This window comes from Mycobacterium gallinarum (assembly GCF_010726765.1).
Lineage (GTDB): Bacteria > Actinomycetota > Actinomycetes > Mycobacteriales > Mycobacteriaceae > Mycobacterium > Mycobacterium gallinarum.
The window spans coordinates 5,613,447-5,626,131 of sequence record NZ_AP022601.1 but is presented as its reverse complement, the minus strand read 5'-3'; the positions used below and the strand labels follow the sequence as shown (position 1 = coordinate 5,626,131).

General features: G+C 64.5%; 10 protein-coding genes. 6 read left to right on the top strand and 4 right to left on the bottom strand.

Annotation, left to right across the window (positions count from 1 at the left end):
* Window positions 1-42 precede the first annotated feature (42 nt).
* A complete protein-coding gene (locus G6N42_RS27810) occupies window positions 43-1,095 on the bottom strand; it encodes a polyprenyl synthetase family protein (RefSeq protein ID WP_163735646.1) in 1,053 nt (350 codons plus the stop codon).
* Window positions 1,092-1,679, bottom strand: coding sequence for a hypothetical protein (locus G6N42_RS27805; RefSeq protein ID WP_232076390.1), 588 nt, complete (start codon window positions 1,677-1,679; stop codon window positions 1,092-1,094). The genes G6N42_RS27810 and G6N42_RS27805 overlap by 4 nt, the downstream gene beginning before the upstream one ends.
* A gap of 168 nt (window positions 1,680-1,847) precedes the next feature.
* Between G6N42_RS27805 and G6N42_RS27800 the strand changes: the two genes are divergently transcribed.
* From G6N42_RS27800 to G6N42_RS27790, 3 genes are read left to right on the top strand one after another with little or no spacing between them, the layout of a single operon-like run.
* Window positions 1,848-3,434, top strand: a complete 1,587-nt coding sequence (locus tag G6N42_RS27800; protein WP_163735643.1) for a hypothetical protein — start codon at window positions 1,848-1,850, stop codon at window positions 3,432-3,434.
* A gap of 2 nt (window positions 3,435-3,436) precedes the next feature.
* Complete coding sequence (locus G6N42_RS27795) at window positions 3,437-4,177, top strand: hypothetical protein (protein ID WP_163735638.1); 741 nt, start codon at window positions 3,437-3,439, stop codon at window positions 4,175-4,177.
* A complete protein-coding gene (locus G6N42_RS27790) occupies window positions 4,174-6,231 on the top strand; it encodes an FAD-dependent oxidoreductase (RefSeq protein WP_286201653.1) in 2,058 nt (685 codons plus the stop codon). The genes G6N42_RS27795 and G6N42_RS27790 overlap by 4 nt, the downstream gene beginning before the upstream one ends.
* Here G6N42_RS27790 and G6N42_RS27785 read toward each other — a convergent pair.
* Both G6N42_RS27785 and G6N42_RS27780 read right to left on the bottom strand, forming a co-directional pair.
* Complete coding sequence (locus tag G6N42_RS27785; protein ID WP_232076389.1) at window positions 6,228-9,407, bottom strand: ATP-binding protein; 3,180 nt, start codon at window positions 9,405-9,407, stop codon at window positions 6,228-6,230. The genes G6N42_RS27790 and G6N42_RS27785 overlap by 4 nt on opposite strands.
* Before the next feature lie 56 nt (window positions 9,408-9,463).
* Window positions 9,464-10,018 carry a CGNR zinc finger domain-containing protein gene (locus tag G6N42_RS27780; protein WP_163738441.1) on the bottom strand — a complete coding sequence of 185 codons (555 nt, stop codon included), beginning with the start codon at window positions 10,016-10,018 and terminating at the stop codon, window positions 9,464-9,466.
* Between the two features lie 58 nt (window positions 10,019-10,076).
* Between G6N42_RS27780 and G6N42_RS27775 the strand changes: the two genes are divergently transcribed.
* From G6N42_RS27775 to G6N42_RS27765, 3 genes are all read left to right on the top strand, one after another.
* Window positions 10,077-11,117 carry an EamA family transporter gene (locus G6N42_RS27775; RefSeq protein WP_163738438.1) on the top strand — a complete coding sequence of 347 codons (1,041 nt, stop codon included), beginning with the start codon at window positions 10,077-10,079 and terminating at the stop codon, window positions 11,115-11,117.
* Window positions 11,118-11,205: 88 nt separating this feature from the next.
* A complete protein-coding gene (locus tag G6N42_RS27770; protein WP_163738437.1) occupies window positions 11,206-11,940 on the top strand; it encodes a cutinase family protein in 735 nt (244 codons plus the stop codon).
* 28 nt (window positions 11,941-11,968) lie between these two features.
* Window positions 11,969-12,646, top strand: coding sequence for a cutinase family protein (locus G6N42_RS27765; RefSeq protein WP_232076387.1), 678 nt, complete (start codon window positions 11,969-11,971; stop codon window positions 12,644-12,646).
* Window positions 12,647-12,685 lie beyond the last annotated feature (39 nt).

Here is a 12,685-nt window from a genome sequence, read left to right as displayed (position 1 = left end):
CAGTCAGCCTAATGGCCGGTGATGGGCGGCTATGTCACCGATTTAGCGCCAGCGGGCCCACACGTACGGTACTAACGCGCGCAGGAAGTCAAGGTCCGGACCCGGTTGGGCGTCGGCGAATGCCTCTTCGAAGTAGTCCTCGGCGACCGAGAGAATTCCCTCGGCGTACTGGCTCGTGAACTGAATGCTGCCGTAGGCGTCCATCAGGTCGCGGACAGTGTGCACCAGTTCTGACGACCGTTCCTCGCGGCTGCGTCCCACGTAGTCCCGCACCAGATCGCCGTCGCGGCCTTCGGCGTTGGCTAGCAGATGCACAAGAGGCAGAGTGCGTTTGCCCTCGTAGAGATCGCCGAGAATCTCCTTGCCGTACATGTTCTCGTCACCGACAAGGTTAAGCAGATCATCGCGGATCTGGAACGCGGCGCCGAAGTGAAACCCGAAGCGCACCAACGGCGCCAGCTCGGCCGTGCCGCTCGATCCGATGATCGCGCCTACCCGCAACGGGTGAATCGTTGTGTACCAGCACGTCTTGTGCATGATCAGTTCGAGGTAGTCCTCGGGCTTCAGCTGCTGGACATTGTCAAGCTGCCAACCCACCTCGGTCGCCTGTCCCTCCAGGGTGCGCATCGCCATCGTGTCGAACTCGGCCCAGATCACGTCGCCGAGGTCGCGATCGAACCGGCGAGTGGCCCGACGCAGCACCTGGCCCGCCACCACCGCCAGGCCGTCGCCCGCGTTTATCGCCGCCGCCAACCCGTACGTCGACGCCAGCGTCGGCCTACCGCGGCGCATCTCGCTGCCGTCCGCGACATCGTCGTGCACCAGAAAGGCATTGTGCAGCAGCTCTATTGCGACGGCGACGCCGAGAAGGTCTTGGGCCTCGGCGCCGAAGGCGCGCCCAGCGGATATGCACAGTGCGGGACGTAGCGCCTTGCCAGGCCGTGAGGGATACTCCCGCATCGGCCCATACAGCCAACGCACCGGCTCACCGTCGGGCATCGCGTCGAGCATGGAGCGGCGCACCAACCTGCCCACTTCGCGTAACCGATCCTCGACCGAATTGGTGAGCTCGGCCGGATCGGTCGTACTCGTCATGACGATCGCGGTGCGATGTGTAGCGATACCGGCAGCCAGACGTCGTCGTGGCCTTCGGCGAGCATGGTGCCTCGATACCAGCCCGGCGAATAATGCTCCGCTACATCGACTTCTACTGTGATGCCCCGGCTGCTGCGGGCCGGCATCGGAACAACGTCGGGCTCGAATCGGATGGCCGACGATTCGATCAGCGCGCCGTCGTGCGCCAGCAGATCGCTGCAGCGCAGCCGCACCTTGCCCATGTCCTGCGGGCCACGGTTATGAAGCCAGATCTCAGTGACCGCCGGTCCGGGCACGCTCGCCTCCAACTCGGCCTGGCCACTCGATGCGGAGTTGACCAGGTCGAGCGCGGCTTCGGCTGGGGCCGCGTTGTTGTTCCCGAGCACCGACTGGCCCAGCTGGCTCACCACGCCCTGCAGCGACGTGAGGATCCGCCCCAAATCCGGATACGTCGCGGCGCTACCGTCCTCCTCTGTTCCGGACGAGGGCGCACCGACCGCGCCGAGACCCCTGTCGGTCATGCGGACGAACCGGCTCACGACATCGGTCGCGGCGCGGAACCCGCGCTCCTGAATTGCCCCCATGGCGCGAACATTGTTTGCAGGGTCAAATATTGAGGCCCACGGCAAATCCGCGATACTCGCGTCGTCGCTGTCCATAGCCCGACCGGACATCAAACTCTCCCCCGATTTGATCTTGTGGACGGCGTACCACTCGATATGCTAGGCGTCAAGGTCGGGGAAGGCGGGGGCATGTCAAAACTCCATGCTCAGGTGGCACTATTCGGCACGATCGATGAGGTGCTGCGCGACAGTGAAGACCTCGAAATCGTGGCAACCGTCGAAGAGTTCATGCCGGGATTCACAGGCTTCGGCAAGCGCGGCTGGTTCGGCGAGCTGGCGGCGTTTTTGGCGAAACCAGAACTCGCTCCGCGAAACCCGCCGAGCGATACCGGTCCCCGCACCGCCGACAAGATGTTCCCTTCGCTACCCAAGGCGGTCAGAGAACTCGAGGTTCCGTCTGAGCCGGAGCCGAGTGGTGAGCCGTCGAGCGGCGAGCCGGGATCCGACGAGCAGACACCGACAGATGTCCTGCGGATGCTGTATGCGTCGACAATTCTGTGCAAGCTGCACGATTTGGTGGTGGCACGCGGCGGCGCGCCACCACCTCCAGGCCTCAACTTCGCGGATAGCGGCGACCCGCTGACCCAGCTCCTCGATAAGCGAATCGCCGCGCTGCCAACGGGCAGCGAGGCGATCCCCCACATGGACCCGGTCCTTGCCGAAAAGGATCCCATCGGGGCCGTTCGCCAATACCTGGTTAACTCAAAGAATCTCGCCGAATTCCATTCGCGCATTGGAGTTCTCGCCACGGCTCGGGTCCTCGATGAGGCCGTCGCCGACGGGAAGCCGCTGTGTACCGGCGGCCTACGCAAGATCAACGGGCAGTACTGCTCGGTGCTGACCACCGACTACAAGCGGACCGACCTGACCGTCGACGACATCAAGAGGGTCATAGAGCCCCACAACTGGCCGAAGCTGTGCCCATCCTTCTTCAGAGAGATCAACGATCAGAACCCGAAGGAAGTCCGCGGCTGGACCCGTGTCCTCGAGGTCGTGAGTGGCGATCCGAATCTGTGGGAATTGCGCACTGCATTGCGCTACTGGAAGGGCGAGACCACGCCCAGTGGCGGGTTCTACATCAACTACGACCTCGACAAGACCAGGACCAATGACGGCATGCTGGTCCAGGTCGATGCCGGTTACTTGTTGATCACCCCGCTGCCACCCGACAGCCCTAAACCCGGCGTCCGGATCCGGACGTCCAAACAGGTACGCATCCGCGGGATGAGTTCGACGGCGTCGGCCGTACTCGCGTGTTTCATGGGTTGGGGGGATATCTCGAGCCGCATGCTGACCGACCGCGCGAAGCCGCCCTTCGGCGGCGCGGTCGAATTCGGAAAGCTCTCGCGCGACCCCGGCGCGCTGAAGGGCGACCCCGCCGAGACTCCGTCGATTGGAGACAACCCGACGGACGACCAACTCGATGAGGCAGCACAGCAAACGCAGCTCCCGAAGGGCTGGCGCGGCGCGCTGATCAGCGGTTTCCAGAAGGAGTTCACGAAGTTCAGCAGCGTGGCGACCGTCGGTGCCAGCGATTTCTACAAGCGCTACAGCGACGGAATGACACAGGGCGACGTCAAGGCGTTCGGCGCTCGGCTCGGTGAGGACCTCACGAACTACGCCGCGGGATTGCTGAACGCCGCAACAAATGCGACCACCCCGCCAGATCCAGCCAAGGCTGACCCTGACCCATCCGACAAGGACGGCGGAGTCTGAATATGCCCGAATACGAAAAGCCCGAGGAAGTACCCGAAAAGCACCGTCTGCTCGCCAAAGCCGCGGATATCGCGACGACCGTTGTGAACGAATCGGCGACTGCGATGACGGCGGAGTCGAAGAGGATCGACGCCGGGAACTACGATCTGTCGGACATGGTTGCGACGATCACCAAGGTCGTCAACGCCGGCCTCGCCGGCGCCACCAGCCTCGCTCGGATCCCGCTCGAGGAGAAGTGGCCGGAACGGCATCTGGTGATGGGCGATTACATCTCAACTGTGTTGCGTGGCATGGTGACTCAAGCAGGCGTCGTCGCTCAGGACGCTGCCCAGGACATCGAGAACAAACAATTTGCCACGAAAGAGTGGCTGCAGTCGATGACCCGGCTGATCGACATCGCCGTCGCGGGCGGCATGGACATCGCCGAGACGTTGGGCGCCGGCCCGGCGCAGTTCCAGCCTCAGCCCATCGCCACGCCGTTCTACACCGTGGACCCCGGCGATGAGCCGCGGGAGCTCAGCTGGAAGACGCGGCCGACGCGGGATGGAGCGAAGGACTATATCGATGACACCAAGCTGCAGTTCGAACCCAAGATCCTGCTGCCGGGCGCCATACAGTTCCGGGTTCTCGTCGTTGCTGGCGACCTACTGAGTGGTGTGTACAAGGGAGAGGTGAAGATCGGGACAGAGGGCAAGACTACGCCCACCCAGATCGATACCATTCCCATCCAGATCGAATTGTGAGGCGCGAGCGGGTCGCGATCCTCGGCGGCGGTATGGCCGGTTTGAGCGCTGCCTGGCGGCTCAGTGAGCCCGGTTGGCAAGACCGCTATGAAGCCATCACGGTATACCAGCGCGGCTGGCGATTGGGCGGCAAAGGTGCGTCCAGCCGCGGCGAGAACGGCCGCATCGAAGAGCACGGGCTCCATGTGTGGATCGGCTCCTACGAAAACGCCTTCACTCTGATCCGCGAGTGCTACGCAGAACTCGACCGTGCCAATACGGACCCGCTGGTGCCGATCCAGACCTGGGACCAGGCGTTCACTCCCGCCAACGACGTTGGTGCGATGGACCGCTGGGATGGCAAGTGGCAGCTCTGGCTCGGCCGGTTCACGGGTAACAACGAATTGCCCGGTGAGCCCGACGCCCCCACCGGGGATCTGTCCGTGGTGCGCTTCCTGCAACGTGCCCTGCAGGTCATCACCGACTTCTCGAACTCGTTGCGGGCAATGGCCGGAACCGGTCTGACCCTTTCGGCGTCGGCCGAACCTCCACCGTCGCCGAAGCGCTCCCTGGACACCGTGCAGCGCGCCGTGATAGCTGCGCTGGCAGCTCTCGCTGACCCCCGGCCGACGAATGACGAACAGCTGCTACCCCTTTCGCGTGCGTTGGAGGCAATTCGCGGCACCCTCGACTACGAGCGCAGATCTGACCACCGGCTGGGATGGACACTACTGTCACTCGTCACCGCGACCGTGCACGGCGTGATGGCCGACGGCATCGTCACCGATCCACGCGGCTTCCGCGCCGTCAACGACGAAGACTACGCAGAGTGGGTGATCCGCCACGGCGCGCACCCCGACGTGCTCGAATTTCCAGTGCTGCGTGCGATGTACAACATGGTGTTCGGCTACGAGAAAGGGCATCTGGAACGCCCGAAAGTCTGTGCTGGCGTGGGCATGCTGCTGGTCGGCATGATGCTTTTCACGTATAAGGGCGCGATCTTCTGGAAGATGAACGCCGGGATGGGCGATATCATCATGGCGCCCCTTTACGAGGCGTTGCGCAGACGTGGCGTGGATTTCGAGTTCTTCCACCGCGTCGACGCGCTGCATCTCGATCCGAAACGGCAACACATCGACGCGATCACGATGGGCAGGCAAGTGCGCCTCGCCGACGGGGTCGACCACTATGAGCCGTTGGCGCGGGTGCATGAGCTTCCCGTTTTTCCGAACAGGCCTCTGGCGCAACAGATTCACATCAAGGACGCCATGGAGGGCCTGGAATCGCATTTCGGCAGTCGCGACGATGCGGAGAGGCGGGTGCTGTGCCGGGGCGTCGACTTCGACCGAGTGATACTCGCTGTTTCGCTGGGCATAATCCCGATTGTCGCGAAGGAGCTGATCGACGACCGGCCAGAGTGGCGAGAAATGACCGAGCACGTAAAAACGATCGGCTCTCTGGGATTACAGGTCTGGCTGCGCGCCGACGCCAAGGAGTTGGGTATCGCGGCGCCCGCCATCACCACGAGCGGCTATATCCCTCCGATCGACACATTCGCCTCGATGCCGCAGACTTTGTGGGCCGAAGATTGGCCCGAGCACGACCGTCCGCAAACGGTTGCCTACTTCTGCGGCGCGCTCGACGTCGACTGGCCCGCGGCCAACGAGGCCGAGTATCTCGAACGGTGTCATCACATCGCCAAGACGGAGTCATTGAACTTCCTCGACAACCTCGTCGGGGTGCATCTGCCCGGAGCGGTCACCGAAGAGGGGTTTGCCTGGCACCTGGTGGCGGGCGCGAACGGTCAGCGCGGCGGCGCAGCGCTGGATACCCAACACCTCAGCGTGAACGTCGACCCGTCCGACCGTTATGTCCTGTCAGTTCCGGGCTCTGATAAGTACCGGCTGCGCCCCGACGAAGGTGGCTACGACAATCTAGTGCTGGCCGGCGACTGGACCGATACCGGCCTCAACTCAGGCTGTATCGAAGCGGCCGTACTCTCGGGGCTACAGGCAGCGAACGCTGTTCTGGGACACGGCCGATACCACCGCATTCGCGGCGTGTACCTGCCCTAGTGCGGCCGCAGCGGCAAGAATTCACCACGCGCACCCGTGCGCTGTACCGCCTCTCGATATCGGGCTGCGGCGGTGGTTCTGTCGCCTGTCGCGGCGTCCAGGATCATTCGACAGAACGCCACCGCCACGTGGAACGCCGACATAGACAATCGGCGAATCTGGAGTTCGAATGCTTGCACCAACGCGTGGGCCTCCGCGATGTCTTCGGAGCGGCCACGGTCTATCAGGAGTTGGACGAACGCCGTCGACGTCACAGCGATGAACGTCACGTCCATTTGGGCGATCTGGCGGTGCAGAACGACACGCAGGCTTTCGATGGCAGAATCCGTGTCACCCGTGCGGGCAATCTCGAGAGCCAGGTCGGATTCGATGGGCCCCTGCGCAACCGTGAGGATCCGGTGCTTAACGATGATGCTCAGAGCCCGTTGAAGGCACTCGACGGCTGAGGACGCAGATCGACGATCAGCACGCAAAAGAATTGTGCCGTAAGCCCATAGGGCGGCGGCGAGTGCGAGATTATCTCCGAGCGCCTCAGCCCGGACCAGAGCCTGTCGCGCATCCTCCAGCGTGCTCGCCATTGCAGGCTCGAGGCCGATCGCTGCCAGCCCACACTTCATGGTCATCACCGTCGCGTAGGTGACCGGATCGAGTTCGCGTGCCTGCGCGATGCCGAGTTGCATAGCGCGCTGACCCTTTTCAGGGTTCCCACCGACCAGCCAGCTGACGCCGCACGCCGCGTTCGCTCTGGCGACCGAGCTGTTCACCTCGTCACCGGCCAACTCGCGGATCCACTGACCGACCTGCAGCACCCCTTCCGCATCGACCGTCAGGAACTTTGTCCACAGGACCGCAAACAACAGGTCGACTTTGAGCATCGCGTCGGCGTCGATATTTGCGACCATCTCCACCACGCCGTTCGCCATATTCGCGGCTTCAGCGAACCGGCCTTCGTTCTCACAGAGCGTGATCATCCGGCCCGCGGTAGCGACCGCGAGCGAGAGTGTGTCGCCAGATTGCGTTGCCAACCAGCGCAATTCCTCGTAGGAGGTGTCGGCATCAGGATCCTGGCCGACCAGCCAATCCGTCCAGGCCAGCATCTTGCGGGGTTCGATGCGCATGTCGATGATCTTCGGATGTTCGGCAGGAAGTCGGTCGGCAATTTCCCGAGCCTGCTGCCAACTCGAGCGGGCCGCGACCATGTCGCGCTTCTCCAGCCATTCCGCGGCCCGCATGTGCCAGCGGTAGGCGTCTGCGTGATCACCTGCGGCCTCGAGATGTGTTCCGATCAGGGCCGCGTTCTCCTCGACACCCACCGGTCGCAGCTCCTGTAAGGCGCTGGCGAGCCGACGATGAGCGCTCGCGCGGGTGGCGGTCAGCTGAGACTCATAGGCGACCTTGCGGATCAGCGCGTGTCGGAAGCAGTAGCGGTCGCGCGGCACGAACTCTATCTGGTCGATCAGCTCGACGGACACCAGGTCGGCGAGATCCGTACGGTCCGCATCAGGCATGAGTGCCTGCATGACGTCAAGATCGAAGTTCGAACCGATGACAGCCGCCGCATTGAGAACGGATTTGGCATGGGGCGGAAGCCGATCGATACGGGCAGCGACAACGCTGTGAACCGTTGGAGGCAGGGCGGTCTGGTCGATCTCGCCCTCTCGACGATAGCTACCGCGGCTGCCAACCAGCACGCCGCGGTCAACCAAATCACGGACCATCTCCTCTACGAAGAAGGCGTTGCCCGCCGCGGAGCCCACGATGCGTTCGGCGATCCCCTTCACCGTTGAATCAGTGCCGATGAGCGCTGTCGCGATGGCAGTGGTGGCCTCGTCGCTCAACGCATCCAAGGTGACCGTGGCCTCGGCGGTGCCGCGTAACGGGCCGCGGTATTCAGGCCGGTAGGTGGTGACCAGAGCGGATCCCAGCGCGGCCAATGTCTCAGCGAACTCCGCGACCGTCGCCTCGCTGGCTGTGTCGATCCAATGTACATCCTCGAGAATGAATACTGTTGGACACAAACGTAATTCGGTAGCCTTCGCCATGGCGGCAACTAGACGGTGGCGCCTCGCATCGAGGGTGAGCGCCACCGCCGGGCCATCGGGGTCGGCGATGCCGAGCAGATCGAACAGGATCTGCGCGGTATCGGCGTCCTTCGCCAGCGACTCCGGCAGACGCGACATGACCTGGCCGCGGGCCGCGATCTTGTCGAGCCGATCAACGCCAAACATCGCGCGCAGCATGCGCGATAGGGCACGCAGCGGCACCTGGGTGGTATGCGCGTCGCACCTCGCCACCACGATGTCGGCTCCCCCGTTCTCCAGCCGGACCGCGAATTCACGGACGAGCCTGCTCTTGCCGATGCCGGGCTGACCGACGACACCGATTGGTGACGCACTGTGCGAGTCGAACAACCCCACAAGCTCGGCCAGCTCGGCGTCACGGCCGAACATCGGTCCTTCGTCACGCCCGATCACCAACTCCTGCACGGGAACAGATAGCAGCCGGCGAGCGGGCATTGGCGTGGTTTCACCTTTGATGGCCACCGACTCCGTGGGCCCCAGCTCGGCGACGCCCTCGACCAACCGCGCCGTCGACGCGGAACACAGCACGCCGCCGGGCGACGCTGCCGACTCCATTCGTTGCGCCATACCGACGGGATGTCCGACGGCGGTGTAACGACCCGGCCCTAGGCCGATTTCGCCCGCGACGACCTCACCGGAGTTCAGCCCCACTCTCATTTGAAGTTCGATGTTGTCGCGGCGGCGTACCTCGAATGCCATCCGCTTGGCGGCGCCTTGAATTTCCAGCGCAGCAATACATGCGCGTTTGGCATGGTCCTCCAGTGCCACTGGTGCGCCAAACAGAGCCATCAGTCCGTCGCCGGTGAACTTGTCAACAGTGCCCTGGTAGCGCTGAACGACAGCGGCAGATGTATTGAACAGCTCGTTCATAATTTCCTGCAGCCGCTCGGGATCGAGCGCGGCTGCAAGTTTCATCGAGCCGACCACGTCACTGAACAAGACGGTCACCTGCTTGCGCTCGCCGGGAGTGGCCGTCGCGACGACCGACGCTCCGCAGGCATCGCAGAACCGCGCTGCGGCCCGCAACTCATTTCCGCACGCCGAGCATCTCCGGACTGACTGACGCCCGGAATCGTCGCGCCGACTCTCGCCCACCGAAGTCCACCCCTTCTAGGGGAGGATTATGCAAGCTGGCTATTCATTTCCGCTCGTCAATTCTCTTTCGCGCGGCGCTCCCGATAGGCCGCAACGTGTTGACGGTTGCCGCAGTTGCCGGTGTCGCAGAACTTCCCTGAGCGATTTCGCGAAAGGTCCACCAGCACCGCGTCGCAATCGGACGCCGCGCAGATCTTGAGCCGGCGCAGTTCTCCAATACGAATGAGGTCGGCCAGCGCCATGGCCATCTCGGCACCCATCCGCTGCCAGAGCGGATCGTGAACGGACGCGAGGTGCAGATGCCACTCCGGCATCTCCGGATGGCGGGTCAGCCACGGCGCCGCCTCGGTGTCACTCAGCAGGGCATTCACCTGACCTACGGCTCGTTCCTCGTCGTCGGCGACCGCCCAGATCTTGCCGAGCCGTTCGCGTAGGCCATGCACCGAATCGAGTTCTGCGTCGTCGCGGTCGCGCCTACCGGTCCAGCCGAAACCGTCGAGGTAGACATCGAGCTCGGCAAGGCTCCCAAGCTGCTCGCCATCGATCCGATCGCTGTTGATCAGCACACATGCCGCGCGCAGTGTGAGCTCGGTGTCATGACTGAAAAGCATTTGACTCATGACCCCCTTCCCGGCTAGCGTCATGACCAAAGTTGATTTTACTCATTACATGTCGGAGGTGCACCCCGTGACCGCGAATCAGGCCCGCGCGTCGGTCGACAACTTTCGGCTCGGCCTGTTGTTCGCCGTCGGGTCCGCACTCGCATTCGGGTCGTCCGGACCTTTCGCCAAGGCACTCATGGAAGCCGGCTGGAGCCCGACGGCAGCTGTCGTCGCCCGCCTTGCGGGCGGCGCCCTGGTGATGGCGGTCTTCGCGTCGTTCGTGCGCCCCGGCTGGGTCCGCGAGGCGCTGGGCCACGCAAGAACCGTCGTGCTCTACGGCGCGATCCCGATCGCGGGGGCGCAGCTGTTCTACTACAACGCGGTCGCGCACCTATCGGTCGGCGTCGCGCTGCTGTTGGAGTACACCGCGCCGATCCTCGTCGTCACCTGGGTCTGGATGACCACGCGTCGCAGGCCGACCAACCTCACGCTCGCCGGTGTCGCCTTGGCGGTGGCCGGAATCATGTTGGTGCTCGGGATTTTTGATGCCGGCGGCTTCAGCGGCGCCCGCATCAACCTGATCGGTGTCGGCTGGGGGCTGGCCGCCGCGGTGTGCGCCGCGTGCTACTTCGTGATGTCGGCCAACGCGAGCAACGGTTCCGCGGACAGCGACGGCGTCAACCCCATCACCCTGGCCGCAGCCGGTCTGGTGGTCGGTGCCGCCGCGGTCACGCTGCTGGGCGTCGTCGGCATCATGCCCCTGACGTTCACGACCAACGACACCGTCATCGCCGGATGGACCACCTCGTGGGTGGTGCCCGTTGTCGCGCTGGGAGTCGTGGCCACCGCGATCGCATACACGCTCGGCATCGTGGGCATCTCGATGCTGCGCCCGCGATTCGCCTCACTGGTCGGCCTGTCCGAGGTGATGTTCGCCGTGCTGGCCGCCTGGATTCTTCTCGGCGAAGCGATGACGACGATTCAGGCCGTCGGCGGAGCCATCGTCCTGATGGGCCTGGCGCTCGCTCGTCAAGGTGACCGCGGCGAGGAGTCGGCCGACGTGACGCTGCCCGACGCCGTTCCGTCAGCGCCCGTCGCAGGTCGTTGACCTCGATAATTGACGCGACCGTCGATCCCAAAGGGTTGGCTGCCAACGCCTCCGGTGTGGAAAAATAGCCGGCGTGAATTTGCTCCGCATGTCGTCACGACTGGCCGCGGCCGCTGCCACCGTTGTCTGTGCCGCCTCGACGCTCGCCCTCGCTCCGTCGGCGCAGGCCCAGCCCGGCCATCAGCCCGGAGTACCCGGACCGGGACCGGCGCCAGGGCCGATCGCGGCCAACGCCCCCGGTCCCGTCGCCAGTCAGTCATCGGCATGCCCCGACATCGAGGTCATCTTCGCGCGCGGAACCGACGACACACCGGGTCTCGGAACGCCCGGCTCGGCATTCGTCAGTGCGCTGCGCCCGCTCGTCGGCGGTCAAACCGTCAGCTCCTACGCGGTCAACTATCCGGCGTCGTACGACTTCCTGGCCGCAGCCGATGGCGCCCGTGACGCGGAGAGCCGCATCGCCATGATGTCGCAGCAGTGCCCATCGACGAAGCTCGTGCTCGGCGGATACTCGCAGGGCGCCGCCGTGATGGACATGCTGGCCGGTGTCCCGCCGCTGGGCAACAAGATCGGCGACATCGGTTCGGCGGCCCCGCTGCCCGCAAGCCTGCAATCCAACATCGCCGCGGTAGCCGTGTTCGGCAACCCCGCAACGAAATTCAGCAATCCGCTGACCAGCTCGGTTTTCGGTGGGAGGGCCATCGACCTCTGCAAGGACGGCGACCCGATCTGCTCGGGCGGCAGGAACCCGTTCGCACACAACGATTACGTGTCTGCCGGCCTGGTTCAGCAGGCCGCGAACTTCGTCGCGGGCCGGGTCTGACCGCAACAGCCGCTACCCTGTTGATCTTGTGACCCTCGATCGACTCCGCGGCGCGCTCATGGGCACCGCAGCCGCCGTTCTGACCGCCTCCGTCCTGCTCATCGCACCCGCCTTGTCCCCCACGCCGATTGGCGGCGCCGGGACCGCATCGGCTCAAGGTTGTCCCGACATCGAGGTCGTGTTTGCGCGCGGCACCAATGAGGACGCCGGCCTCGGCGCGGTGGGCGGCACCTTCGTCGACCAGTTACGGGGCAAGGTCGGCGGCAGGTCCGTCGGCGCGTACGCGGTCAGCTACCCCGCGACCTTCGACTTCCTCAAGGCGGCCGCCGGAGCCAACGACGCGAGCGCCCACATCCAGTACATGGTCAACACCTGCCCCAACACGCGACTGGTGCTGGGCGGGTATTCACAAGGCGCCGCGGTCATCGACGTCATCAGTGCCGTCCCCGTGCCGGGCGTCGGATTCGACAACCCGCTTCCGCCCGACGTGCCCGAGCACGTCGCAGCGATCGCCGTGTTCGGCAATCCGTCCGCCAAACTCGGTCTGCCGCTGACGGCCAGCCCGGTGTGGGGCGCCCGGTCCATCGATCTGTGCAATCCCGGAGATCCGATCTGCCAGACCAACGGTGAGGACGTCGCCGCGCACCGGGCCTACGCCGGCGGGCCGACCAATCAGGCGTCCGACTTCGTCGCGGGGCGCCTCTGAACTGGGCTTACACGGTAATTTACGGGTCCGTTGATCGGT

What these genes read in the sequence shown, in the direction of transcription:
- G6N42_RS27810 (WP_163735646.1), bottom strand. Translation starts at nt 1,095, where the DNA reads ATGACGAGTACGACCGATCCGGCCGAGCTCACCAATTCGGTCGAGGAT.
- G6N42_RS27805 (WP_232076390.1), bottom strand. Translation starts at nt 1,679, where the DNA reads ATGGGGGCAATTCAGGAGCGCGGGTTCCGCGCCGCGACCGATGTCGTG.
- G6N42_RS27800 (WP_163735643.1), top strand. Translation starts at nt 1,848, where the DNA reads ATGTCAAAACTCCATGCTCAGGTGGCACTATTCGGCACGATCGATGAG.
- G6N42_RS27795 (WP_163735638.1), top strand. Translation starts at nt 3,437, where the DNA reads ATGCCCGAATACGAAAAGCCCGAGGAAGTACCCGAAAAGCACCGTCTG.
- G6N42_RS27780 (WP_163738441.1), bottom strand. Translation starts at nt 10,018, where the DNA reads ATGCTTTTCAGTCATGACACCGAGCTCACACTGCGCGCGGCATGTGTG.
- G6N42_RS27775 (WP_163738438.1), top strand. Translation starts at nt 10,077, where the DNA reads ATGTCGGAGGTGCACCCCGTGACCGCGAATCAGGCCCGCGCGTCGGTC.
- G6N42_RS27770 (WP_163738437.1), top strand. Translation starts at nt 11,206, where the DNA reads ATGTCGTCACGACTGGCCGCGGCCGCTGCCACCGTTGTCTGTGCCGCC.